The 26,543-nt window shown below is 44.3% G+C and carries 23 protein-coding genes; 17 read left to right on the forward strand and 6 right to left on the reverse strand.

What is annotated here, in order from left to right; all coding sequences use genetic code 11:
- Positions 1-7 precede the first annotated feature (7 nt).
- Together U0033_RS23010 and U0033_RS23015 are read left to right on the forward strand one after the other, a co-directional pair.
- On the forward strand, positions 8-514 hold the full coding sequence (locus U0033_RS23010) for a redoxin domain-containing protein (protein ID WP_072362921.1): 507 nt from the start codon (positions 8-10) through the stop codon (positions 512-514).
- Positions 511-1,797 carry a c-type cytochrome gene (locus U0033_RS23015; RefSeq protein ID WP_143150788.1) on the forward strand — a complete coding sequence of 429 codons (1,287 nt, stop codon included), beginning with the start codon at positions 511-513 and terminating at the stop codon, positions 1,795-1,797. Before U0033_RS23010 ends, U0033_RS23015 begins: the two co-directional genes overlap by 4 nt.
- Before the next feature lie 329 nt (positions 1,798-2,126).
- Here the strand turns inward: U0033_RS23015 and U0033_RS23020 are convergent, their stop codons facing one another.
- Complete coding sequence (locus U0033_RS23020) at positions 2,127-3,773, reverse strand: 7TM-DISM domain-containing protein (RefSeq protein ID WP_083571628.1); 1,647 nt, start codon at positions 3,771-3,773, stop codon at positions 2,127-2,129.
- 174 nt (positions 3,774-3,947) lie between these two features.
- On the opposite strand from U0033_RS23020, the gene U0033_RS23025 reads away from it, so the two are divergent.
- Together U0033_RS23025 and U0033_RS23030 are read left to right on the forward strand one after the other, a co-directional pair.
- Positions 3,948-4,751, forward strand: coding sequence for a hypothetical protein (locus U0033_RS23025; RefSeq protein ID WP_072362923.1), 804 nt, complete (start codon positions 3,948-3,950; stop codon positions 4,749-4,751).
- Positions 4,752-4,907: 156 nt separating this feature from the next.
- A complete protein-coding gene (locus tag U0033_RS23030; protein ID WP_245801806.1) occupies positions 4,908-8,165 on the forward strand; it encodes a TonB-dependent receptor in 3,258 nt (1,085 codons plus the stop codon).
- A gap of 113 nt (positions 8,166-8,278) precedes the next feature.
- Here the strand turns inward: U0033_RS23030 and U0033_RS23035 are convergent, their stop codons facing one another.
- From U0033_RS23035 to U0033_RS23055, 5 genes are all read right to left on the reverse strand, one after another.
- Positions 8,279-8,944: a DUF2306 domain-containing protein gene (locus U0033_RS23035; protein WP_072362925.1), complete on the reverse strand. Its 666-nt coding sequence runs from the start codon at positions 8,942-8,944 to the stop codon at positions 8,279-8,281.
- A gap of 81 nt (positions 8,945-9,025) precedes the next feature.
- Positions 9,026-9,652 carry a hypothetical protein gene (locus U0033_RS23040; RefSeq protein ID WP_072362926.1) on the reverse strand — a complete coding sequence of 209 codons (627 nt, stop codon included), beginning with the start codon at positions 9,650-9,652 and terminating at the stop codon, positions 9,026-9,028.
- 9 nt (positions 9,653-9,661) lie between these two features.
- Positions 9,662-11,875 carry a TonB-dependent receptor gene (locus tag U0033_RS23045; protein WP_072362927.1) on the reverse strand — a complete coding sequence of 738 codons (2,214 nt, stop codon included), beginning with the start codon at positions 11,873-11,875 and terminating at the stop codon, positions 9,662-9,664.
- Positions 11,876-11,885: 10 nt separating this feature from the next.
- Positions 11,886-12,266, reverse strand: coding sequence for a LytR/AlgR family response regulator transcription factor (locus tag U0033_RS23050; RefSeq protein ID WP_072362928.1), 381 nt, complete (start codon positions 12,264-12,266; stop codon positions 11,886-11,888).
- 29 nt (positions 12,267-12,295) lie between these two features.
- Positions 12,296-12,472, reverse strand: a complete 177-nt coding sequence (locus U0033_RS23055; protein WP_177318642.1) for a hypothetical protein — start codon at positions 12,470-12,472, stop codon at positions 12,296-12,298.
- Positions 12,473-12,731: 259 nt separating this feature from the next.
- Here U0033_RS23055 and U0033_RS23060 point away from each other — a divergent pair, with 259 nt between their 5' ends.
- The 13 genes from U0033_RS23060 to U0033_RS23120 all read left to right on the forward strand — a co-directional run bounded on the left by U0033_RS23060 (position 12,732) and on the right by U0033_RS23120 (position 26,540).
- On the forward strand, positions 12,732-13,844 hold the full coding sequence (locus U0033_RS23060) for a sensor histidine kinase (protein ID WP_072362929.1): 1,113 nt from the start codon (positions 12,732-12,734) through the stop codon (positions 13,842-13,844).
- Positions 13,845-13,846: 2 nt separating this feature from the next.
- Entirely contained in the window at positions 13,847-14,593 is a 747-nt protein-coding gene (locus U0033_RS23065) for a LytR/AlgR family response regulator transcription factor (RefSeq protein WP_072362930.1), read from the forward strand.
- Between the two features lie 342 nt (positions 14,594-14,935).
- Positions 14,936-15,343, forward strand: coding sequence for a hypothetical protein (locus tag U0033_RS23070; protein WP_072362931.1), 408 nt, complete (start codon positions 14,936-14,938; stop codon positions 15,341-15,343).
- Entirely contained in the window at positions 15,336-16,739 is a 1,404-nt protein-coding gene (locus tag U0033_RS23075) for an AMP-binding protein (RefSeq protein WP_072362932.1), read from the forward strand. The genes U0033_RS23070 and U0033_RS23075 overlap by 8 nt, the downstream gene beginning before the upstream one ends.
- Positions 16,736-17,341, forward strand: coding sequence for a 4'-phosphopantetheinyl transferase family protein (locus U0033_RS23080; protein ID WP_072362933.1), 606 nt, complete (start codon positions 16,736-16,738; stop codon positions 17,339-17,341). The genes U0033_RS23075 and U0033_RS23080 overlap by 4 nt, the downstream gene beginning before the upstream one ends.
- Positions 17,338-17,796, forward strand: coding sequence for a 3-hydroxyacyl-ACP dehydratase FabZ (fabZ, locus tag U0033_RS23085; protein ID WP_072362934.1), 459 nt, complete (start codon positions 17,338-17,340; stop codon positions 17,794-17,796). The genes U0033_RS23080 and fabZ overlap by 4 nt, the downstream gene beginning before the upstream one ends.
- Entirely contained in the window at positions 17,793-18,968 is a 1,176-nt protein-coding gene (locus tag U0033_RS23090; protein ID WP_072362935.1) for a beta-ketoacyl synthase N-terminal-like domain-containing protein, read from the forward strand. Before fabZ ends, U0033_RS23090 begins: the two co-directional genes overlap by 4 nt.
- 2 nt (positions 18,969-18,970) lie before the next feature.
- Entirely contained in the window at positions 18,971-19,720 is a 750-nt protein-coding gene (locus U0033_RS23095) for an SDR family NAD(P)-dependent oxidoreductase (RefSeq protein WP_072362936.1), read from the forward strand.
- Between the two features lie 15 nt (positions 19,721-19,735).
- A complete protein-coding gene (locus tag U0033_RS23100; RefSeq protein WP_072362937.1) occupies positions 19,736-20,947 on the forward strand; it encodes a beta-ketoacyl-[acyl-carrier-protein] synthase family protein in 1,212 nt (403 codons plus the stop codon).
- A gap of 24 nt (positions 20,948-20,971) precedes the next feature.
- Positions 20,972-21,247 carry an acyl carrier protein gene (locus U0033_RS23105; RefSeq protein WP_072362938.1) on the forward strand — a complete coding sequence of 92 codons (276 nt, stop codon included), beginning with the start codon at positions 20,972-20,974 and terminating at the stop codon, positions 21,245-21,247.
- Between the two features lie 2,230 nt (positions 21,248-23,477).
- Positions 23,478-24,695, forward strand: a complete 1,218-nt coding sequence (locus U0033_RS23110) for a zinc metalloprotease (RefSeq protein WP_143150789.1) — start codon at positions 23,478-23,480, stop codon at positions 24,693-24,695.
- Positions 24,680-25,438 carry an alpha/beta fold hydrolase gene (locus U0033_RS23115; RefSeq protein ID WP_072362940.1) on the forward strand — a complete coding sequence of 253 codons (759 nt, stop codon included), beginning with the start codon at positions 24,680-24,682 and terminating at the stop codon, positions 25,436-25,438. Before U0033_RS23110 ends, U0033_RS23115 begins: the two co-directional genes overlap by 16 nt.
- The gene (locus tag U0033_RS23120) at positions 25,428-26,540 is read left to right on the forward strand and encodes an LpxL/LpxP family acyltransferase (RefSeq protein WP_072362941.1); all 1,113 of its coding nucleotides are present in this window, start codon (positions 25,428-25,430) and stop codon (positions 26,538-26,540) included. Before U0033_RS23115 ends, U0033_RS23120 begins: the two co-directional genes overlap by 11 nt.
- Positions 26,541-26,543: the final 3 nt, after the last annotated feature.

A 26,543-nucleotide genomic window follows, 5' to 3' on the forward strand; every position in this document is an offset into this window, starting at 1 on the left:
AAATTGTATGAGGGCTATTGTATTTTTATTACTGATTTGCAATGTTGCGTTCGCGCAGGATGTGCGTCGTTATCATACACCGCTGGTCGCCATCGTATGGCTCTCGCCGGAATGCCCTTTATGCAAAAATTATACAAAGCCATTAAATGAACTCAGCCAGAAATACGCCGGCACACTTACTGTCGTCGGCGTATTTCCTGGTCACTGGTATACGCAACAGGATTATTCCGAATTTCAACAGAAGTACAAGGTCTTTTTTCCATTGTTAGCCGATCGCAAAAATAAGTGGGGGGCGCGATACCATGCGACCATAACACCGGAAGTCTGCCTGCTGGATAGCCAGCGAAAGGTTGTTTACCAGGGAGCGATCGACAACTGGGCTACCCGCCTGGGGCAGACTAAATCCAGTGCCACTGAGCATTACCTGGAAGACGCCATTATCAACACCCTCGCCGGCAGGGCAGTGAACCCCGCTGTGACCAAGGCGCTGGGTTGTTATATTAACGATAAATGATGAGAGCACTAATTATTTTGATGGTGATGTTACTGCCTGCACGCCTGCTGCTGGCGCAGACCTATGCAGATGTACAGCCTGTGTTTGCAGCCAGGTGTGTGGGTTGTCACCATACCGGGGGATCAGCCCCCTTTTCTCTTGCCACCTACGAAGAGGTGAAGAGACGTACCTCCTTTATCAAAGAAGTGATCAATACGGGATACATGCCACCTTTCAAGGCGGATGTACACTACCGGGATTATGCCAATAACCGCATTCTCAGCCCTGAAGAGAAACAATCCATCCTGAACTGGATTGGGGCCAATGCACCCAAAGGAAAGGCTACCATCACCCCTAAATTAGCTGCTGCTGATACCACGGCTCCCAACCTGATCCTGAAAGCAGAAAAAGCCTACACTGTAAAAGGCGATAACCAGGAGCGCTTCGTGGTATTTAAGGTGCCCTTTGAACTGAAAGATACCGCCAATATTGAACGCCTGGAATTATACACCAACAACAAGAAAGTCATTCACCATATCAATTATGGTTTTTATGCCGTGCCCGATGCCGGCAAAGATATTCACATCACACCCTCCCTCGTGGAAGCCGATATAGATACTGCCGGTCTTGAAGTAAAGCGCTACGGACCCCTAAAACAAAGTATGGTGTACTACTCCGGATGGATCCCGGGAACTACGGAGGAATTTTACCCCAAACAGTTCGGATGGGTATTGCCCAGGCGGGGGGTAGTGCTGTTCACGGTACACTATGCTGCCATTGCCGCAGATGAGGAATCTACAGTAGGCGTGAAGTTATATTATAAGAAAGGCCCGGTACAGCGCAAAGTGCAGATCATCAGCCTGGGATCAGGCGGCGTTGCCGAAAGGGATATCCAGCCCCGCTTTGTCCTCTTCTCCAACCAGGTGAGCACCTATACCCTGAAGGTAAAAACACCGGAGGCGCAGTCCATCATGTACGTATGGCCGCATATGCACCTCCTGGGAAAGGAGTTCAGGGCCTATGCCGTGACCCCGGAACGGGATACCATTCCCCTGGTCCATATCCCTGCCTGGGATTTCCGCTGGCAGGAACTATACCGCATGCAGCACCTGGTCAAGATCCCCGCTGGTTCGGTGATCCATATGGTCGGTACCTATGACAATACTGCAGATAACCCCGTCAACCCCAATCACCCGCCCAAACTGGTAATGTCCAGCGGAGATATGCGGGCCAATGAAGAAATGTTCACACTTATGATGATTTATGTGCCCTATGAGGAAGGGGATGAAAAGATTGGCTTGTAAACCAATCCCCTGACTGACCAGAAAAGGATTCTTTTCCAGCCAGCCAAAATATGGGTTGGGATGGGGCTAATTGCGTTATCAATTCATCACGCCTTGATAGAAATTTAAAAAGTGGGATTCTCAATCAAAATATTGTTGGGGTCACAAATATGAATGCGTTTACGAACAATTCTTTCTTCACTTATTTTGGAAGAAAGGGGATTAAGTTCACTACAGGACAATAGGCCGCTTATGCTGATAATTATTTGTGACGTAAAGAAAGGGCAAAACACTCAAAACTGTATAAAATGAGCGTCTACAAAGTGTATACAAATGAAAAATTATGTATGTTATACGTTGACCTTCAGCTTTTTATTTAGTCTTGTTTTCGCTTGTCGTACACTCGCTGCTTCAATATTAAGCAGGGTGGCAATCTCTTTTGTAGATAAGTTGATATGGAAATAGGCGTATAATCTCAGCTCATTATTGGTGAGACTGGGGTGTTTCAATTTCAGTTTTTCGAAGAAACCGGGGTGTACCTGTTCAAAATGTAACCTGAATTTATCCCATTCGGCATCCAGGAATTTATGTTCCCGCAACGATGTTTTGATGGATTTTATAGCCGGGTATAGTTCATCAATATCATGTAATTGTTTTTTCAGGTCATCCAGCAATTTATTTTTCTGGTGGATGTAGAGACTATTACTCACCAGCTCCCGGTTATTGGTATCCAGTTTTTGCTGTAGTTGTTCATTTCTGTCTTTCTCTGCCTGTATAGCAAGGGTGATCTGCTCATTTTCTTTTTCAATCAGCCAGTGGTGATGCCTGCTTTTAGCAATGTCTGTTTCCAGCCGGGCTATTTCATAACCTTTGGCATCCAGTTCCTCATGGATGGTTTTGATGCGGGAGATCAGCACGATGGTGAAGGTAATGAGCTGGGAGATGATAGCGATCTCTGGCAGCAGGGAGCTGTTATTGGAATAAGTGGGCGCAGAATTGATAATGAAGAATATGGCCAGCCCGGTAGCAAATACAATGGGCAGGGTATTGGCCAGCATGAAGGCCCCGGCTGCCCGGATGCGTTTTTTGTATGCTACTATGCTGGTAATCAATATACTTAGGGAAAGTATACAGATATACACATCCTCGTATACCAGGGTATAATTGTCCATATAAAACCAACCGGATATGGTCGCAATACATGGAATGAGCTCAAAAATGATATACCCGACCAGCAAATAATGCAACACTTTATCATAGATTGGCAAGAGTTCTTTAGTGCGGAGGTAGGAGCGGGTCAGTTGAATGAGCCCGGTAAAAATGATCATACAACCAATATGCAAAAAGAGGGAGTTGAGGTTGTACATATACACCGTACCATCAGGCATAGACCTGAGTTGATAACAGGAGAAGGGCAGCAGCTGGTTCGTAAAATGTTTGAAAGAAGTAATGAAGATCATGGATCCCACCTGTACCACCAGGTACCAGAGGTTGACCCGGTCATGTAACTGGAACCAGGTATATAAATTATACGCTGCAAAACAGCCCAGCAGGGTAATCGTGATAATCCAGGAAATGATGAGCAGGTGATCCCGGCTGGCAGCGGCTATTTCCTTTTCCAGGCGGATGCTGGGATGGACCCTGTAGCCATAGCGCTGTAGTTCCGTTACATGCAATTGCAGATCCAGGCTAGTGTTCGAGTTGCCCTTGAATGTAAGGTATATTTCCCCTCTTTCGCGCTGGCGGGATGGAACTGCCGGACCTGCTTTATAAGGCTTTCCGTCTATATATAATGTATAATTCAGTGGTTCGGTGAGGGAAAACCGGTATCTTTCATCGTTGGGATAGGGGTTCCCCACTATGATCCGGGTAGAATCAGTGCTGATTTCCAGAACTGGTTCATTATTCAGATAGTGAATTTTAGATTGTGCGCGTACCCCCAATGTAGCGAACAGTAGTAGTATAGAAATGAAATGATTAGCGACTCCAGATGGCATAATTATCTAATACTGGCGAAAGGTAGATGATAATGAGTTAAAAAGCAAAATGAGAGAAGTTGTATATTTGGGGGATTCGGAAGGGGGCTACGGCCGGCTTAGTTGGATTCAAAATGATACGCTACCAATTTTAAAGATTCACTCAGTAACCTATAAATTTATATCTTGTGGTACATGAAACTGCCTGTATTTATCCTGCTGCTTTCTATGTTACACTGTGGACAACATCCTAAAACGACAACTACTACCGAAGACACAACACAAACGATAAACGATACAACAAAAGAGGAAAATACTGAAGCTGGTTATGCTGAAATAGGACAATACGAAATCGACTCCCTGTTCACAAAAAATAAGGACTCGCTCTCTTATAATTTCGAAGACATCCTGGCCTCTGTAAAGATTGGCTACCTGTTCAGTAAAGAAAACAAAGACGCCATCTTCAGGTATTATCCTGACGACACAACAGTACATATCATCGTATTAAGACAATTCGGGGCAAAATGGGATACCATTTTTTCAGAAATGATTTCTCCTGTCAGAATGGGGGCGTATTCAGATTTTATAACAGTACAGGATTTTAATGGAGATCACATTCCCGACTTAAAAGTGATCAAAGATTTCTGGGATATTCACGTGGGAGAGAATTCTGACTTATGGCTATATCGGAACAGGCACTTTATAAAAGTGAAGAATTTCGATCATATCGTATCAGCAGAATATCTGGTACAGACAGGCCTGATCTACTCTTACCAGAGTGCCGGCTGTGCGGATATGGCCATGCAATTCGGTACTTACAGGATAGTGGCGGATACTGTGCAGCAGCTTGATTTCAGGTATTGTGGCTGCTGTGACACCTCAGATAGTTGTGAGATAAAAGTAAAGGGAAAAGAATCATTTAAAGTACCTTATAAAAGAGCATATAAGTATGTACCGGAATTGTATCAGGAGGCAGTGAAAGACAAGCTTGAGATGTAAATTAGAAATGTAAACTGGAAATGTAACCAAGACTTAACACACCCTACATAATAAGTGGATTGTAATTCATATAATTTAACAACCAAAATCAAAATCAGGCAAATCATGTTGATCCGAAAATGTCTATTAGCACTTGTGTTAATTTTCTGTCTACCTATGTTTCTGCTGGCGCAGGAAACAACCTCCGAAATTCACGGTATCGTTACCGACGGTCAGACAGGAATACCGGGTGCTGTCATTACTGCTGTACACACACCTACCGGAACACGTTATGTAACCACCAGCCGTTCTGACGGTCGTTACAACTTTGCGAACGTACGCGTAGGCGGTCCTTACACGATCGCAGTTACTTACGTGGGATATGGCGATCAGCACCTGGACAACATCAACCTTTCTTTGGGGCAGGAATTTACCGGCAACTTCACTCTCGCCCCAAGTACCAAACAACTGGGCGAAGTAATTGTAAAAGGCAAGCAGGATAAAACCTTCAACAACAGCCGTACCGGTTCCCAGGAAATCATCAGCAGAGACCAGCTGGAAAAATTACCAACTATCAGCCGTTCTGCACAGGACTTTACCCGCCTGGAACCTACCAGCAGCACCGTAGCGGCCGGCCAGAGCTTTGGTGGCCGCAGCCCTCAGTACAACAACTTTACTGTAGACGGGGCTAACTTCAATAACTCCTTCGGCTTGTCTGGTACCCTGGGTGGTCAAACCAGCGCACAGCCTATCAGCCTGGATGCGATCGAGCAGGTACAGGTGAGTGTATCGCCTTACGACGTTCGCCAGGGTGGTTTTTCCGGTGCCGGTGTAAATGCCGTAACCAGGAGTGGTACCAATACCCTGAAAGCTTCTGTCTATACCTATATTAAAGGTGCCGGCACCCAGGGGTATAAAGTAGGGAACAGCCAGGTGGCAAAAACACCGCTGTCCTTCAATATCCGTGGCCTTTCTGTCGGTGGTCCGATCATTAAGAACAAGCTGTTCTTCTTCGTGAGCCTGGAATCTTCCCGTCAAACGGCGCCTGCTACCAGCTGGGTGCCTTCCGATGCCAGCCACCCTGCAAGCGCCTCAGCCGGTATCTCAAATGCCAATGCTGATACGCTGAATGCACTGGCTACATTCCTGAAGTCAAACTTTGGCTACGATCCGGGGGCCTTCAGTGGTTATTCATTCAGAACGAACAGTGATAAAGCTACCATCAAGTTCGACTGGAACCTGAGTGAAAAACATTCATTGACAGTAAAATATAACTACCTGAAATCATTCACCGACCAGTTCGCGAGCAACAGCCGCCCTGCAGGTGTTACCAATGGTCAGCCCAGCATCAACTCCCTGCCTTTCTTTGGTAGCGGTTATGTGATCAATAACAACTTCAACATCTTTATCGCTGAATTGAATTCCCGCTTCAGCAATAGGGTGTCCAACAAATTCCAGGTAGGCTACACCGCCCTGCGCGACTACCGTACGCCTAATTCTAATTCAAATACCTTCCCGCTGGTAGATATCCTGAACAATGGTAATATCTATACCACCTTCGGATACGAACCATATACTTATAACAACGTATTGAATACAGACGTATTCCAGATCTCAGACATCTTTACCTACTACGCCAGTGCACACGAAATCACTGTCGGTACACAGGACTATTACAGGAAATACCAGAACGCATTTGCACCAGGCTACCAGGGCGCTTACCAGTTCAATAGCCTGACAGACTTCTACAACAGTGCGACTACAGGTGCACAGAATGCAAAAAGCTATTACCTGCAATACTCTGCACTGAAAGATGGTTCTTTCCCATGGGCATATGCAGGTTCTACAGAGCTGGGTGTATTTGCACAGGATAAATGGAGAGTATCTGACCGTTTCACCTTCACCTATGGTGTTCGTTTTGATATGACCATCTACAAACAATCTTTTACTGACAACCCTAATTTCGACAAACTGACTTTCAAAGATGGTCAGTACAACATCGGTAAAGCTCCTGGCAATGCCGTGCTGGTATCTCCACGCATCGGTTTCAACTATGATGTAATGGGTGACAGAACCCTGCAGCTGAGAGGTGGTTTCGGTATCTTCTCCGGTCCTCCGCCATTCGTATGGTTGAGCAACCAGGCTAGTAACAATGGTATCCAGTGGGGTTCCTTTACCAATACTTCAGGTGTTGCCTTCAATGCTGATCCAAATGCATACCGCCCTGCAGCTGCTTCCGCTAATACATCTTATAGCGTAGCCCTGACAGACAAGAATTTCAAATACCCATCCGTATTGAAAGGAAGCCTGGCAGTAGATAAAAAGATCAATGACTGGGTATTCACTGTAGAAGGTACCTATACCAAGGATATCAATGCTGTTTATTTCTCTAATATCAACCTGAATGAAGCCAATGCTTATGCATTGAATAATGGTGGTGATAACCGTATGAGATATAACACATCACTGACTACCTCTCTGAATACTAGCAATAAGTATTATTCAGGCAGTACACTGGATAATCCTAACATTGGTAATGCGATCCTGATGAAGAATAACAACAAAGGGTATACGTACAATGTGACTGCGAAAATTGAGCGTACCTTTGGTAACCTGTTCACCAGCGTAGCTTATTCTCATGGTGATGCAAGAAATACCTCCGAAACAGGCAGTACCGCTTCTTCTATGTGGAGTGCCCGTGCGGTAAGTGGTGATCCTAATGGTGGTAGCCTGGCATATGGTTCTTACAGGTTGCCTAACCGTGTGATCGCGATGGCTTCCTACAAAGTATCTTATGCTAAGTACTTCTCAACTTCATTCGGTGCCATCTTCGAAGCTGCTCCTGCCGGTACAGTATCTTATATCTACAATGGTGACCTGAACGGCGACGGTTTCAACAATGACCTGATCTATATTCCAAAGAGTGCTACCGATATTAACCTGATCAATGTCGGTTCTTACAATACTACCTCACATACAGGTTCTACTACTGGTACTACTGCAGATCCAAGGTCTTCTTCCCAGATGTATACCCAGCTGGACAACTTCATTAGTCAGAACAAATACCTTGCTTTCCATCGTGGCGAAACAGCAAAAGCAAATGCTGCTGTATTACCATATTACAAGAAGCTGGATGTAAATATTACAGAAGATATCTCTGTAAAAACTGGAAAAGACAGGCATACATTAAGACTGTCTTTGGATATTATCAATGTGGGTAACTTCCTGAACAGGAACTGGGGTATTGTGCAGGCAGCAACAGTCAATAACTTCCTGAAGTTTGAAGGCCTGGCTGCTGATGGTAAGACGCCTTTATTCTCATTCCCGTATGCTGATTCCAAAAACCAGGTGCCTTATGTGAATAGTTATGCAAATAACACAGCTATTCTTTCAAGATGGCAGATGCAGTTTGGTATCAGGTATATACTTAACTAGCACCCATTTCATAAATAGTAATTGATAATCAATACTTAATTGACAATCGTGAAATGAGTTCTGATTGATCTTTTAATAAAACGCGCGGCGACCCCCAGGTTGCCGCGCGTTTTTTATTTTGCCAATGCCAGCGAAGGCATTCCTTTTATCTTGCGATTCCAGTAACTGATATAAATCGTTCCGATCACGGAAGGCAGTGTCCACATTACCAGCGTTTGCAGGTGCAAACCGGCTACCATAAAGGCGGTAATAGAAGCAATCAGGGCCGCTACCATCCTCCCTATATGACTACTCAGCCATGCATTTTTCTTCTCTTTAAAAACCCTGAAAGTGTAAAAATCCTTTAGTGTCATATACAAACCAAAGCCGCCAAAGAACGCAAACAATACAGCATTGCCGCCCTTGTGCATCGTAAGCTGGTAAATGCCGATCAGCAGCATCAGTACAGAAGCACCGAGCATCGTACCTGATATAGTTTTATCAATCGTATCTGCACTGCTTTTTATATCGCCTTTGAACGTAAGCGCGCGGTTGCCAGCCAGCACCAGGTAAATAGTATACACGCCGATTAAAAACAAAAACAGGTTCTCATGGCCCGGCATTCTGGCAATCACCAGCGATACCAGGGAACTGATAAACATGGAATAAGAAAATGCTTTACCACTGTTCTTATGCAGCTTACTACCTTTTTTTACGGCAATGCCGGCAATGCCACTGATCAGCCCAAGGCCGCCAAAAAAGGCATGTATATAAATCAGGATCTTTACAAGCGTTTCCATAATAGTAACAATTGAGGGTTAATGGGTATTCACTCATTTTTAAAACTTGCCGGGGGCAAATGCAAAATGAGTGAATGCCGTTTAATTACATTTGGCCAGGTATCTTTCTGTCTCTGCCAGGCCCCAGTGTGGATATAGATCTGCGGGCTTTTCCGTCTTGAACAATTCTGCTGCTTTTACAAACAGTGGTTTCGCTTTTTCCTTTCCACCACCAATGTATTCGGGTTTACCAAAAGTAGAAGCACCATCCAGGAAGTAGAGGCGGGGATTGTTAGGATCCAGTTTATATCCTTCCTGCAGGTAAGTATACGCCTTGATGCCATAGGTTTTAAAACGCTCCATGGGGTTTACCAGCATCTGTATAGTCGATGCCATATTGTGGATGGTGCAGAGCTCCGCATTTTTCTGGATAGCTTCTCCTTTTGCTGCCAGCTCATTTGCTTTCTGACCTACGGCATCTTTATCCGCTTTAGGATCGCCAAAACCAATGCGGGTCTGTGCCAGTCCTGCATAATAGTAAGGCAGCCACTGTGTTTTTTCTGCATCTCCGATCCGTTCAAATGCCTGCGATACTTCAGTGAGTTGTTCCGGGGTTTTAGCAGAATCGAGTAGCATAAGGTTATGCTGCATTGCAGCTACATATTTGCTGCTTTGAGCATGCACACCCATGGTGGTCAGTAAAGCAAAGGCTAAGATGATTTGTTTCATGGTGATATTTTAAAGGTTATCAATTGCGTCTTGTCTTCTGTCTATACCCCAGTTCAGGATCAGGCCAACGAAGAAGGTTCGTTGTGCCGGTGGCAGAATGGGTTGTTTGACCATGGCATTATAAGAGTAGTTGTAGCCTGCTATATTCGTACGGCCCAGCAGGTTGGTGGCAGATGCATACCAGATTGCGGCTGCTTTGCCCATCCTGGTCAGGTGGTAAATACTCAGGTCCAGTGTCTGGTAGCCGTTCGTTTTGCCCTGATCTTTGATGTAATATGTTTTGCCGCTGCCATCAGGTAGTATGGCATAATAAGGCCTGCCGGTAGCAAAGGTATAAGTAAGACTGGCACCGGTGCCGATTTTTGTGATAAACCGTTTCACAGAGGCGGTGGCGGTGTGGTTGGCTGCAATACCCGGCATGAGTGCTGTTGGGTAATTCAGGTAATCACGTTTCGTATCCAGGTAGGAATAACTGAGACTGTAATCCAGGTGCTTGAAAGTGGACTTATCACGGAAATACAGTTCAACTCCTTTGGCATAACCACTGCCGCTGTTATTGTACGAAGGCACAGTTTTAACCAGGTCTTCATATTGCTTGTAGAAAGCTTCCACTCTCAGGAAGGTACCACGTACCTGTCGCTGGTAGTTGATGATATAGTGAGTGGCTTTGGTATAATCCAGTGATGGGCTGACCTGCAAATAGGAGTTCTCTGGTTTCTGGTAGAACTGTCCGTATGCAGCAGAGATGGTAGATCCTTTGCCCATCCTATAGGCCAATGAGGCACGGGGTGCCACTTTGGCCTTTTGAAGGATGGAAGAATATTCAGCCCTGACACCAACCGTGGCCACGAGCGAATTCGTAAAGTAAAGTTCTGTTTCAGCAAAGCCTGCAGTTAGCTGATCAGGCAAATGCTTATTAACGCTATTATAAACAAAGTCATATTGTGAGTACCAGTATTCACTTCCAAAGCGAATGGTATTCAGGTTGCTGAATCTTTTCTCGATCACGGCTTTTCCCTGTACCAGGCTTTCCTTTCTGTCAAGCCTGAAGTTCACCGTATCCAGCCAGTATTTTTCGAAGGTATATTGCGGCACATTGTGTGCATCCTGCAATTGACTGCGGATGCTGTCGTGGGTAATGCTGTAGCTGGCAGAGAGTGTCATTTTCCATCCATCTCCCAGGTTCTCTTTCCAGCTGATGGCATTGAACCAGTTGTAATTACTGAGGGTAAGGGCAGTTTTCATATCAACACTGTCAATGTTGAAGTTGCGTACACCCAGTTTGTTATAACTGAAAGTAGTGTAGTATTTAATCATCCCGTTTTGGGTCTTGATGCGGAAATTGGCATCTGCATTATGAAACCGCGGACGGATAAAATAATCGGGTGTTTGTTTCACCAGCGCATAATACAGGCTGGTGTTGGTATATTGATAATTGAAGCCAAAGGACGATTTGCCGTTCTTAGCCAGTTGCTGTATACCCAGGCTGTTCTGGATAGGAGAGATGAAGGCATTGGCTTCTGATTGCTGGGGGAGATCGATGGTTTCCATGATCAATACGGAACTGAGGGCTTGTCCGTACAGGGCGGAATAACCACCGGTGCTGAAAGCAAACCCTTTGAACAGGGTAGCGGGGTACCTGCCGCGGCTGGGTATATTAGAGGCACTCAGGTAGTAGGGTCTGTTCACCAGGGAGCCGTCTATGAACTGTTTAGCCTCATAGCTGTCGCCGCCTCTTACAAAAAGGCCTTCCTGGTTACTGATCTGCTGTGCACCGGGCAGGGTATTGACGGCACGGGAAATGTCTGCATTGGCACCAGCCGTGGTTTGCACGTCCAGGGAGCTTAATACAGTCAATCCTTTTTTACCCATGCCTCCTCCGAAGGCCCCTGCGGTGACCGTGACGGCATTCAGTTCACTGATCTTTTCCTTCAGGGCAAAGTCCAGTTGAACGGGCTGGCCTGCCAGGGTAATGGTTTGTATTTTGGTTTCATACCCCGTGGCCGAAGCGACCACCGTAATAGTACCTTTTTCCGTGGTACGGATCCGGAAATGTCCGCTGGAATCCGTGGTCGTACCATCGTAGGTGTCTTTTAAAGCAACAGATACCCCGGGTATTGCCTGCTTTTTGTTGTCCGTAACCGAACCGGTTATTTGCGCCTGCCCAAGGGCTACGGTGGTTAAAAGCAGGAACAATATTGTGGTAAGTATCTTATTGTACATACAGTAAGGGTTAATTTAGTTTGGATGCGTGCAGGTCCTTAATCCTTCCTATTTCTTTTTTGAAGAGCAGGAAGCTTACCGGCTTGTTTAAATATCCAATATTGGCTAATTGTCTGGGTAATATATCCAGCACATAGTCATATGGATACTTGGTGACGAAAACATATACAATGTCTTTCTGGAAAATGTCGTCAAACACCAGGTTTTCTATACCTGTAATACTGACGTCTATAAAAACTATATCCGGAGCGGACTTTCTGATCGTAGACAGTATGTCGGAGGCTTTGGCCAATTTGGCAATGAGCCGTATTCCATCCGTCTGACTGATATAGTATTCCAGCATATCAACACTGAGCGGGTCTTCGTCTATTATGATGCATGTCAAATACATTGCTGGTAGGTAATTAATGAAAAAAGAGATTAGGCGGTCACAGTCGCTAAGCTGGATACACCGGTAGGCAGGGTATTGATAGAAGAATAGTTGTTGCCCTGACCATTGGAGCCCTTTCCACAACCGCAGGCGTTCAGCTTGCTGATGATTTCCTTGTTCAGGCTCAGGTTTGATTGTTTGCCGGTAGTTTGTTTTGCTTGTTTCATAGTGGTAGTTTTTTTGTTTGTTGATTACGATACAAACTTTCAACTTTTCCCGCCGGGCAAAAATTCTTTTAGACCAAAGTGATGTCTTGCCCAACGAAATGATCAAATCGTTTCATTTCGCCTTGCCGGCAATGGCCCCACAAGGCGAAAAAAGCCTCCCATAAACAAGGAATTACGCCAAAAAAAACATATCTTCATGAGCATACGTAGCAAATGACCCAGTCGAGACACCCTGATTTCTAATAGTTTAGTGGAGGACATGAAACCAAGACCATTTAATTTTGCCCGATTACTTATCCCGGAGAATGTTAAGTATGTACACATCGTATTCTGGTGTATCATGTTAGCGCTGTATACCCTGAATATTATGTTCCTTTTCTCGACAAATGCACTTATTTCCCTCATATTCGGTTTAAGGAACCTGCTGGGGGCCATGACATTCTTTTATTTCATCTTTTATGTGCTGGTACCGGTTTTCCTGAAAAAGAAGAAACGGGCGCTGTTCCTTGTCGGCCTCTTAGTGCCCTTCTGGCTCTGGGCAGTGATCAACTATGTGTTTATGTCGCTGCTGGTTAATAACTTCTCTATATCTGACAGGGATCTGCTGGCCTCTGTAAAGGTCATTGCCGACAAATCGATCTGGCAGATCCTGGCACCGCATACTGTTTTCCAGACTTTCATCGGGGTACTCATGATCGTGACACCTCCTATTACTATTAAACTGGTCGAAGAGATCTCCCGGTCTATGACCAGGTCACTCCGCCTGGAAAGAGATAACCTGAACCTGGAGGTGAGTTTCCTGCGATCACAACTGAATCCGCACTTTTTATTCAATACCCTTAATAATATCTATTCGCTGTCTGTCAGGAATAATCCAAAAGCACCCGAATTGATTATGCAGCTCTCCGATATGCTGCGGTATACATTGTACGAATCCAACCGCGAAGTAGTAGAGCTGTCGAAAGAAGCCGATTTCCTATATAACTATGTTCAGTTAGAGAAAGCCAGGTATGGAAAGGATGTAGATATCCAGTTTATCTACGATTCAGAATCCCTGGAAGGGTTCAAGATCGTACCCCTGCTCACATTCCCGTTCATCGAGAATTCATTCAAGCACGGGCTGGATACCACCACCAAAGATCCCTGGCTAAAGATTTCATTTGAGGTGGCGGACAATACCCTCTATTTTGAAATCGCAAACAGTAAAGGAGACGAATCATTATTCAAACATCATAAAGAATCCGGAACGGGGGGGATAGGGATTGCAAATACGCAGAAACGCCTGTCCTTATTATACCAGGATAAATATTCATTGTCGATTAACAATAGTCCGGACTCCCATAGTATCAACCTTAACATAACTCTTATCTAGCCATGAAGAAAATCAAATGCATCATTGTCGATGATGAGCCATTATCCCGGGAATTGTTAGAAAGTCATATCGAGCGCATACCCTTCTTAGAGCTTGTCAAATCCTGCGCTGATGCTTTCGATGCGATAGACATATTGCAGACAGATACCATTGAACTCCTGATCACAGATATCCAGATGCCAAGGATCAATGGCCTGGAACTGATCAAATCATTGTCTAATCCGCCTTTCCTCATCTTTGCCACGGCTTATTCCAATTATGCCATCGAGGGGTATGATCTGAATGCGGTAGACTTTTTATTAAAGCCTATTTCGTTCGAAAGATTTTTAAAAGCGATCAATAAAGCAAAGAAAGATATTGATCAGAAAACGGGTGAAACCGCAGCAGCTGCTACGCCTGTAGGCCAGTCACAACATGCCTTACAGCCACAACACCTGTTTGTGAAAGATGGACATAAATTATCCAAGATCTTATTCGAAGATATTCTGTACATCGAAGGGATGAAAGACTATATCAAAATAGTCACCAAACAAAAGAACGTAGTGACTTATATGCGTATGAAGAGTATAGAAGAAGTGCTGCCTGAAACACAGTTCGTACGTATCCACAAGTCATATATCATACATCTTCCTGCTATCAAATCAGTCGTTGGTAATTCAATAGAATTAATCAATAATGAATCTATCATCATTTCAAAACAACATAAACAAATGCTGATCGACCGGTTAAATGTAGCTGGTAAAGTATAGTAAAAGCCCCGTCAGTATTGCGGATAGCCCGCTCCAACACTATGTTGGAGCGGGCTTCCTGTTTTTAAGCGCATAAATACACGATATCTAAACGCTGGTCTGTTTGGTGTGGTAAACTTTCAATTTCGTCTAAAAGAGTTTTTACGCGAATGCTTTTGTCAGACATTTGAATCATCGAAGCAAACATACACAAAACGAAAAACGAAAAATGATTGCGATTCGATACAAGGTTTGAAGAGAATGAAATTTGGTTGTGTAGAAACAGCATCTTGTCTAAAAAAATTTTCTAAGTGAACGTTTCAAAGCAATTTTAAACCATCAATCAAAACTGAAAATAAAAACATGGAACTTAAAAATTACAGCACAGTATCGAATGCCTTCTACAAGGTGGTGCAGACTGGAGCCAAAATAGATGAACTGATCACAGCCATCAAAACCACCAGCCTGCCTGCTTCTGAGAAATATGCATACCAGGCATTCTGTTACGCGATGATGGCAAAAGAAGCTTCCGGAATGTTGCAGAAAGGAAAATATATCCAGCAGTATGGTGAGTTCATTGGTAAGTCTATCGTGATCGACAACGACTGCTACGAAGCAAGACTGATGCGCTTTATTGTTGAAAAAAGATTGTCAGAAGTAAACTTCGTCAATCACACACAAACTGATATTGAATTCCTCTCCGCAAATGTCGAAACGATACAGGACGATTGTTTAAAGCACGTAACCTTAAAAGCCCTTTCAAATGTATAAGGACTCATTTTTCATACCCTTTACTGAACATCACGACTCCATCATAATAGATGCCACACAGTCTAAGAGTTATACTTATGAAGAAGTGTATAGCCAGATTGCTGACATCGCAGCGGGGATCGGACAACTACAACTGGCAAAACATTCTATCGTCGTTATCTATGGTTACAAGAATGCATTCAAATCGTTGTTGCTGTTCTTCTCCTGCCTGAAATGTGACCTGATCCCTTTCCTGGTAGAAACCGGTGGATTGAGTAAGATCACTGATCTCAAATTCAACGCGATCATTGCAGAAGCAGCCATTGCCGATAGTATAGTAGAAAATGCTACCGCACAAAAAGTAAATGATGCATTCATCTATCACAATATACACGAGGATGTTTATGTAGGTGATGAAAATGATCTGCTGGTGGTATCCAGTTCTGGTACAACCGCAGGAACACCTAAAAAGATCCTTTTAGGCAAACAGCAAACTATTGCAAACATTGCCTCTAACAGGGAAGCGATGGCTATCACAAAGGATGATGTGACGCTGGTGTTATTGCCTGTATCTTATTCCTACGGCCTCATTGCACAGTTCCTTACACATTTCTTTACAGGAGCAAAGATCGTACTGGGCGAAAGATTGCTGGGCATCTTACAGCTGCCGCAGCTCTTTCAGAAACACCAGATCACGAATGTGTTTATGACACCACTCCTGGCAAGATTGATCTTATACTATTATCAAAAGATCCCTAAGATCAAAAACACCCTGCGCTTCCTCACCATGGGAGGAGATAAGCCACACCTGCCTACCTTCCAGAAGGTATTCAGACTGTTCAGCTGCCCAATCTATAGCACTTATGGCCTGGCAGAAGCAGGACCCAGGGTCGCTACCTGCAAGTACAACGACGTACCTGGGAAAGATAGTGAAGCCTGCATTGGCCTTGTCAATCCGGGTATCACACTCAGGGTTGCTGCCACGGAAAAATACCAGGACAAGTATAACGATACGCCTATCGGCTATCTGCAGATAGAAAGTCCTTCCATCTACCTCGGTTATATCAGGGGCAATGTACTGGACAGACCTGCTTCCAATGCAGTACTTACTACAAAAGATATTGTAGTGAAGAAGAACGACCGCTACTTTATCCTGGGCAGGGAAGGCGATTTCATCGAATACAAAGACAGGATCATCTGGTTCAACAGTCTCTCCGATGAGCTGTATCATGCCCCCGAAGTACTGAAAGTAAGCATCCGTAAGGATAGTGAAGACAGGATGGAGATAGGCGTCTTTCACAGGAACAAGATCAATATTCCCGAAGTGGAACAGGCCCTGAAAGAGAAGTACGACCTGCATGCAGGTGATCATTACGACCTCAAACTAATAGAGTTTAATAATACCTATTACAAATGACCCGTCTATTCATTACTGAAATAAAACCAGCAGCTGACCCAAACAGCATGGACACAATCAAGGCATATTTCAGTGATGAATTAGTAAACAGGTTAACGAAATCTCCCGGGGCGGGGCACTGGTTAAAGAGAGTGACATCCAGGTTAATGCTTGTACAGATCTTTAAGGAACTGGAACTGGATGTAACGCTACTCAGGGGCCTGCATTACAATAGGCATGGAAAGTTAGTGATGGATACGGGAACCCCCAATATATCTATCTCTTATAGCAACAGCATCGTAGCATGTGTAGTAAGTGAACACAAAATAGGTGTCGATATCGAAGATATCAGTGAGCCGCCTGCCAGCAAAACAATGACCCTGCTGGAAAAATGGACAGGCAGAAAAGTAAAGGACCAGATGGACTTCTTTATGCTCTGGACACAGATTGAATCGATCGCTAAGCTATACGACGACAAAGGATTGGCTGATATATTCTACGGCAATCTGCTATCAGAAAAACATTATACCCGACAATATCTTTTAAACAATAACTACCTCGTATCCATGTCTGCACTGACATGCCTGGATACTGCTGGCCAAATAAAAACATTGACTATATGACAACGGCAGAATTTGATACCCTGAAGCCATCTGCGCTACTACCCCACAGAGAGCCAATGTTGCTGGTGGATAAGGTATTGCACACAGACTTTAAAAATACCATTACAACCGAAACTGAAATAGGGGAGGACATGATTTTCCTGAAAGGACATTTCCCCGGTTATCCCTTACTACCAGGTGTGATCATCATCGAGGCCATGTTCCAGGCATCCGGTGTACTCAACAGGGTGGCTACCCTGGAAAGAGATGGTGAAGCAAAACAGAAAACAAAACTGGGCAAGGCTGTGAAAGTAAAATCAGCTACGTTCTACAAGGAAGTGTTGCCCGGCGATAAACTGGTGATTACATCTGAGCGCATCAAGAATATCCTCAACTTCAGCGAATACAAGGCGGTCGCCACAGTAAACGGAGAAGTAGTATGTAAAGCAGAAATCACTTTATCTATAAGCATATGAAAAATAATAACAAGATCCTGATCACTGGCCTTGGCAGCGTTTCCCCACTGGGATATGGTTCTGCTGCCGCATGGGAGAAGATCCTTGCAGGCGAAAATGGTCTCAGCATAAAAAGCAACTGGACCAATGCCAGTATTCAACCCCAGTACTATGGCGAAGCCCCTGCAATAGAATTCGCCAGCGAAGTAAAATGGGATGACCGTTTCCCTCCCCAGCAATATTCTAAACTCGGTTTGCTGGCCTGCAAGAAAGCACTGGACGATGCAGGCATTGTACTCGAAGCATCCGACAACGAAATCGGCCTGGTGATAGAAACCAGTCTCGGTGCCACCGCTTCGGTAGAAGATTACCTGTATGACCTGTACCGTTTCGGTCTCCAGAAAATAAGCCCGGTGAAGTTTACGAAAACCGTTGCCAACACCGTACTAGGCGATATCTCAAGGGTTTTCAAACTGAACGGCCCCAGCTCTTTGATCTATAATTCCAACAGTATCACCTACGGTTTTGACCTGATCAAAAAAGGCCTTGCTGATATCGTGATCTGTGGCGGTGTAGACCACTACACAGAATTCAGGATCCTGAGTGAGCAGGAAAGCAATCACCTGGTACCTGTAAATGAAGATACGGACCCATTCAGTGCCTCCACCAAAGAGCCTGATGACCGCCGCAATATACTCGGGGATGGTGCCGCCTTCCTGGTGCTGGAAAGTGAAGCCAGCGCGGAACGGAGAGGAGCAAAGCGATATGCAGAACTGGTAGAATACCACAGCTGCTTCGACTATCAGAATGTGGAAGATACCACAAGGCGATCAAAAGAAGTGGTGCAGTCAGCGATCAATGCCCTCAAACCCATCGTTTCGGCCACCGGGAAACTGGTATACCTGAGTGCTTACACTACTGCCGGGCAATTGGAACACAATGAACGGCATCTCCTGGAAGACCTGAATAAACAACACGAAACATACCCCCTGCGGCACAAAGCCTACACCGGTGATATGAAGTCGGCCAGCAGCATCATGGGGGCAAGCATTGCCAGCCAGATCCTGTACAGTGACCGCTTCCCTGAGCCGGATGCCAGCGGAGATCACCCCTCCGGTTTCGCTTATGCCCTGGTCAATACAAGCCATGAAGGTGGCGGTAGCTCACATCTCTTACTTAGAAAAACTAATTAATCATGAAAAATATTTTCATCACCGGTGGTTCCAAAGGAATCGGAAAAGAACTGGTAAAAAGATTCGCCCGCCTGGGTCATCAGGTAGTATTCACTTACCAGTATTCAGCAGAAAGTGCACAGAAAATCGTGGATGAACTCCACGCAGAAGGTTTCCCCAATGTATACACGTTTAAGTGCGATATGGGCAATGAAGCAGAAGTAAAAGCCCTGTTCAAAGGCAATAAGGAGATTCTGAAAGAAGTGGATGTACTGATCAACAATGCAGGCATCCGGGATAGCAAAATGAATGCAAATCCCAAACCCTTCCTCATGACATCGTCTGCAGAGTGGTGGGAAGTGATGCACAACAACGTGAATGGTGTGATGAATACCAGCCGTGCAGTACTCCCTTCCATGATCAAAAGAAAGAACGGCAGGATCATTAATGTGACCTCGCTGGCAGGGATCAAAGGCAACCCAGGGCAATCTGCTTACGCCGCTTCCAAAGCCGCTATCAATTGCTTCTCCAAATCTTTGAGTAAGGAAGTAAAGGGCATGGGTATCATCATCAACTGTGTGGCACCTGGTTTCATAGAAACTGATATGGTAGACAATCTGCCGGATCAATATATCAGCAACAGGGTAGGTAATAGTCTGCTGAAGCGCATGGGTACGACCGATGAGATCTCCAACTTCATTTCTTACCTGGCGCTGGAATGCCCCGAGTTTTTAATCAACCAGGAAATCGTGATCGATGGTGGTATGAACTAATAAAAACTATGTAACATGAAAAAAAGAGTCGTTGTTACCGGTATCGGTGCCATATCAGCCCTCGGCAATAATATCGCTGAGATGACAGAAAGCCTCGAAAATGGCAGCATTAAATACAATGCAATCCCATCAGACAGGTTTAGCACCGCCCACAAACTATTTGCGAATAACAGGGGATTTATGATGGATTATGACCTCTATCAGAGTTCCTGGGATAAGGATGTATCTATCATGAGCGAAGTCGCCGTAAAATGCATCCGGGAGGCCTTAGAAAGCGCTCATCTCTCAGAAGACGAGTTGCACGCCAACAATGCAGGCCTCATCATCGGCACATCAGTAGGTGCCAGTTTCCCGATCCTGCAGCGTATCAGGAAATCAGTGCAGGAAAATGAGGATGATTATGAACTGGCATTGTACTCCACGCCAAAGATCCTCGGCAAGATAGCCAGGGCCTTTAAACTAAATGGATACGTCTCTGCTATTTCTACAGCCTGTGCTTCAGGCACCAACTCGATAGGCAGGGCCTTTGACCTGATCGAAAATGGGAAGGCGGATATCATGATCAGTGGTGGTATGGACATCTTTACGGAGCTCACCTATACAGGGTTCAATTCCCTGATGGCCATCTCCAAAACAAAGTGTAAGCCTTTTACCAAATCGAGAGACGGTATGTCGCTGGGCGATGGCTGTGCCATCCTGATCCTGGAGAGCCTGGAATCTGCTGTCGAAAGGGGTGCTACGATCTACGCAGAGATCAAAGGCTATCACATACTCAACGAAGCCTATCACGCAACTGCACCTCATCCTGACGGCATCTATGCACTGAAGTGTATGAAGAGTGCCCTGGCATATGGTGGTATGAGTACCGAAGATGTGGATTATATCAATGCACATGGCACGGGTACCGGCAAGAATGACAGTGCGGAACTAAAAGGGTGTGAAGCCTTGTTGCACGAGAAGACGACGAAGACCTATGTCGGATCTACCAAGTGCCTCACGGGGCATACCCTGGGCGCAGCAGGCAGCATAGAAGCGATCATCAGCATCCTGAGTATGCAGCACAATGCTCTCTATGCGAACTATGAGGCGGACGATCTGCCTGAATCTGAAAAGATCGAATTCGTCACACAAAACAAAAATAACATTCCGCTGGATACAGTGTTGTCCAACTCCTTTGGCTTCGGCGGAAACATGGCCAGTATTTTACTCACTAAATATAAAAATTAAAAAAACCTTTAAAAACTTATAATTATGGAACACATCGTAATCGAACAAAAAGTAAAAGAAGTTCTCATCAGTGTACTGAACCTGAACAAAACTGTTGATGAATTATCTAATGATCAGGCCTTATTTGGCAATGACGAAAACCCGGGTCTGTTTGATGACTCCCTGGCTGTACTGGAAGTTACCTCTGTACTGATGGCAGAATTCGAGCTGGAAGCATCTGACTTCGGCGAAGAAAGCTTCAAAACTGTAGGTACCCTTGCGCAGCGCATCTATGATGTATTGCACCTGGCTGTTGTTTAATCGGAAATACTTGCCCCATGCAAAAAGAATTAGTTAGAAACGGTCTTTCCAACATTGTCACACCGGAGGGAACACGTAGCATCAGGCGGCCTTTCAGGCAGGTTTGCATTAATAAGTAGGCACCCCGGTTTAACCCGCTCATCAATCAAAATCTATTTCACATGTCCATGCTCGAACTCAACGTCGTAGAACTGGAAGCCCGTCTTGAACTGGCAGGTGCTACTGTAATCGACTCTATCGAAGTAAACTGTTAATCTTTTTCATAATCAATTTAAAACTTAGCAACATGCAAGAGTTAAACATCGTAGAACTGGAAAGCCGCGTAGAGCAGGCAGCAGCTTCTTTGGTTGATTCAATCACCATCAATTCCTAATTCGTTTTTTCAAACAATTTAAAACTTAGCAACATGCAAGAATTAAACATTGTAGAACTGGAAAGCCGCGTAGAGCAGGCAGCAGCTTCTTTGGTTGATTCAATCACCATCAATTCCTAATTCGTTTTTTCAAACAATTTAAAACTTACGCACATGCAAGAGTTAAACATCGTGGAACTGGAAAGCCGCGTAGAGCAGGCAGCAGCTTCTTTGGTTGATTCAATCACCATCAATTCCTAATTCAAATTTTCAAACCAATTAAAAATTAGCAACATGCAAGAGTTAAACATTGTAGAACTGGAAAGCCGCGTAGAGCAGGCAGCAGCTTCTTTGGTTGATTCAATCACCATCAATTCCTAATTCAATTTTTCAAACCAATTAAAACTTAGCAATATGCAAGAGTTAAACATTGTAGAACTGGAAAGCCGCGTAGAGCAGGCAGCAGCTTCTTTGGTTGATTCAATCACCATCAATTCCTAATTCGTTTTTTCAAACCAATTAAAACTTACGCATATGCAAGAGTTAAACATTGTAGAACTGGAAAGCCGCGTAGAGCAGGCAGCAGCTTCTTTGGTTGATTCAATCACCATCAATTCCTAATTCGTTTTTTCAAACCAATTAAAACTTAGCAACATGCAAGAGTTAAACATCGTAGAACTGGAAAGCCGCGTAGAGCAGGCAGCAGCTTCTTTGGTTGATTCAATCACCATCAATAGCTAATTCAAATTTTCAAACCAATTAAAACTTAGCAACATGCAAGAGTTAAACATCGTAGAACTGGAAAGCCGCATTGAGCAGGCAGCCGCAGCAGCATTGATCGACATCACCATCAATAGCTAATTCAAAATTCCCACAAGCCAAATTTTCAAACCAATTAAAACTTACGCACATGCAAGAGTTAAACATCGTAGAACTGGAAAGCCGCATTGAGCAGGCAGCCGCAGCAGCATTGATCGACATCACCATCAATAGCTAATTCACAATTCCCACAAACCATTTTTCCAAACCAATTAAAACTTAGCAACATGCAAGAGTTAAACATCGTAGAACTGGAAAGCCGTATTGAGCAGGCAGCTGCAGCAGCATTGATCGACATCACCATCAATAGCTAATTCACAATTCCCACAAACCATTTTTTCAAACCAATTTAAAACTTAGCAACATGCAAGAGTTAAACATCGTAGAACTGGAAAGCCGCATTGAGCAGGCAGCTGCAGCAGCATTGATCGACATCACTATCAATAGCTAATTCACAATTCCCACAAACCATTTTTCCAAACCAATTAAAACTTAGCAACATGCAAGAGTTAAACATCGTAGAACTGGAAAGCCGTATTGAGCAGGCAGCTGCAGCAGCATTGATCGACATCACTATCAATAGCTAATTCTGACACACAAACCATTTTTCCAAACCAATTAAAACTTAGCAACATGCAAGAGTTAAACATCGTAGAACTGGAAAGCCGTATTGAGCAGGCAGCCGCAGCAGCATTGATCGACATTACCATCAATAGCTAATTCTGACACACAAACCATTTTTCAAACCAAATAAAACTTAGCAACATGCAAGAATTAAACATCGTAGAACTGGAATCCCGCATCGAGCAGGCTGCAGCTTCCCTGATCGATTCTATCACTATCAACAGCTAATCCCTGTTGTTTGTAACCACCGGCAGGAGCACGCGGAAACCCCAATTATAACAGTCTAAAATCGATTCCCCATGAAAAGATCAGATCCTTGTTATAAGTCATTACCCAAAGTTGGTGTTGGTGTATGTTACCCGGCAATATATGATCACTAATGATGGGCATTTGATAAAAATGCCCATCATTCAAAAAACCTTCAAATTCATTGATATGAATCCGCTACAAACAGAAAATTCCTTGTTGAACTATGATTACACAATCACCATTGCTTCCAACAATGAATTTGTACTCGCCTACCAGGGCAAGTACTTTAAGATAGGAGCGTTCATGTATCAGATTCTGAGGGCGGGCCAGCAAGCCAAATACCTGGAAGACCTGCACGCTCAACTAGGTAATGTGGCGAATGTGAACCTGGCCGGCCTGAAAGAGATCATTGACACAAAGATTCTACCTATCTTCAAAACGACAGCAGACAAAGCCAGTGAAACGCCCGATGATGGATTCTGGTATAAGAAACAAATTCTTTCCAGCAGGCAATCCACCACACTGGCCAAACCATTGTCCTTTTTGTTTGGCAAATCATTCTACTTCCTGTTCCTGTTACTAACGGGTGTAAACTTCGCGCTCTATTCCCGTACGCACAACATTGTGGCTAACGACGATTTGCCACTGGGAACTGAGATACTGGCCTGGGTTGCTTCTTATTTCTCCCTGTTCTTCATCATGTTTGTACATGAACTGGGGCACACGGCCGCCGCTTACAAATCTGGTATCAATGCCAGGAGCATCGGCCTCGGGATCTACACGATCATGCCCGCTATGTATACCGACCTCACAGATGTATGGACGGTATCCAAAAGCAACAGGATCAAAATCAACCTGGCAGGGATCTACATACAATTGATCATCAACCTGGGCCTTGTGGCAGCATTGCACTGCATCAGCAATGACTTTGCACAAAGCTTTGTATGGAAGATCTATATTTTCAACAGTGTCCTGATGGTGGCAAACCTTGTACCACTACTAAAGCTCGACGGCTACTGGGTATTATCAGATTTCCTGGGGGTGCCCAACCTGATAAAAACATCCAACGAACTACTCCTGGATGCGGTCACCAAAAAAGATCCATTCGCAGAAGAACAGCCGCGCGACTATAGTTTCAAAAAGATCTTGCTGGTTGTATATACCATCATTCGCGTATCGTTCATCATCTTCGTCACCTTTATGGCATTTGCCTTTATCTATGCCTCCATATTGAAGACGATCGCATTGATCAGGTACCTACCTTACCTCAGTTTTAATTTCGAGACGGCCATTGAAGTGCTCAAACGCATAGTGACCATAGTGATTATATCACTGTTTACCCGGAAGTACAGGAAGCTATTTTCAAACGTCATATTAAAACGTCTAAAATGGTACAGAGCATAAATAAAAATGCGGATGAATGCCTGATATTCTTTAACCCCATGAGTTCAGACAGCCGCTTCTGGACAACCAATATTCCCAAGGATTTATTGGATCAGTTTGAGGTCATCTTTTACGAATATCCTGGCTACAACAGGCCATTTATCAAGCTGGAGAATTTTAAGGAGCTGGCCACTTATATCGACAAAGAAGTACTGGAAAATATCCACAAACCCATACACCTGGTCGGTTACAGTTACGGTGGTCTCCTGGTACAGCACTTATTGAATCTGAACCGTCACAATATCAAGTCAGCCGTACTGATAGCGTGTGCGAACCGGATACTTGCAAGAGATAAAGAGTTGTTGTCTGTACTGAAAAAAGTGAGTGATGTAGATATGTATCTGTTTTGCCGGGTACTGAGCCTCTTCTCTCACGGCTACGAAGATTTCAACAAGAACCCTTTGATCGGCTTACAGAAGTTTTCAAACCTGAAACTCTCTATTCCTGATAAGGTGCCTATCATCCAGCAAATGAATCACATTATCCGCACATCACGGATCGAGATTCGGAAGCAGCCTACCAAAACCATGCTGATCTATGGATCAGAAGACAGGATGATCGATATGGATACACTGGATAGTTTACATGAATATTTGGAAAACCTGAGTTTTAAAAAGTTGATTGGTGAGGCGCATATCATTGATCCAAAGAAAATGTTTCATCACATTCATCAATTCCTAAAAGCAGCCGAATATGCTATCTAAAAATTTAAGACTCGAAGTATTCGGGGAAAGCAAGCAGGAACTGAAAGTTTCGTTCGATAAGAAGTGGGAAAGCCACAGTCTGCAGACGTTTCAGTTCCTGTCTGCCAACCTTTCACGGTTCTTCCCTGAGATGCCGGAATCAGAACACAGGAGCGCCTATTTTGAGATCCTGTCTTACAGGGTACTGCAGGGAGTAGATACCCAGTTCAGCTCAAATTTCAGTGGCCTGGATGATTTTAATGAGTTCAATTATGAAGAGATCCAGCAGCATTTACCTGCTATGTTTGTTTCTCATCATACAGGTTCTTACAGATCAGCGATGGCCTTCCTGGTGAAGTACAATATCAATGTAGTACTGATGGTAGATCCCCTGGCATACAAGTATACCCTGGAGAAAATGCAGCATCAGTACCAGCAGGTAAAAACCGCATTCAATTCTACTTCTGAACTGATCATATTTCCTACAAACAAGCCTGACCTCTCCTTGCAGATCATGGCGAAAGTGAAAAAGGGCTATTCTGTATTAGCATTCATAGATGGAAATTCCGGATCGAACGGCTATCTGAACCGTGATAACAGCCTGCAGATCCCTTTCTTCGGACAGGATATCTATGTAAGAACAGGCCTGCCTACATTGTCTTTTTACCTGAAGATCCCTATTGTACCGATGTTATCTTACTATGATGAGGGCTTACAGCCCAGGTGGAATGTGTATGATCCGATAGTACCGCCTAAGGGAGAACGCAATCCTGCGGTGTATGTAGCAGAGAGTACCCGTTACTTATACAGCATATTGGAGAATGCCCTGCAACAGTACCCGATGCAGTGGGAGGGATGGATGTTTTTGCATCGCTACCTGACCTTAACGTCTGCTGATGCTGGTGTGCCTGACAGTCTTGCAGGTGTTCGGATCAATGATCGTGCGGGATTGTTCATACTGGACGGCAGGCATTATATCCTCAACAAAGAGAATTATAAACTGATGGAACTCGATGAAGAGGTATTCCATTTGTTCAATAATAAAGACTGTGATGCAATTGTACAGCGCCCCCTGGCAGATGTGCACCTACTTTATAAAAATAAGTTCTTAATCCATAATTAACCT

Origin of the sequence: Chitinophaga sancti, assembly GCF_034424315.1 — a bacterium.
Classification (GTDB): Bacteria; Bacteroidota; Bacteroidia; order Chitinophagales; family Chitinophagaceae; genus Chitinophaga; species Chitinophaga sancti.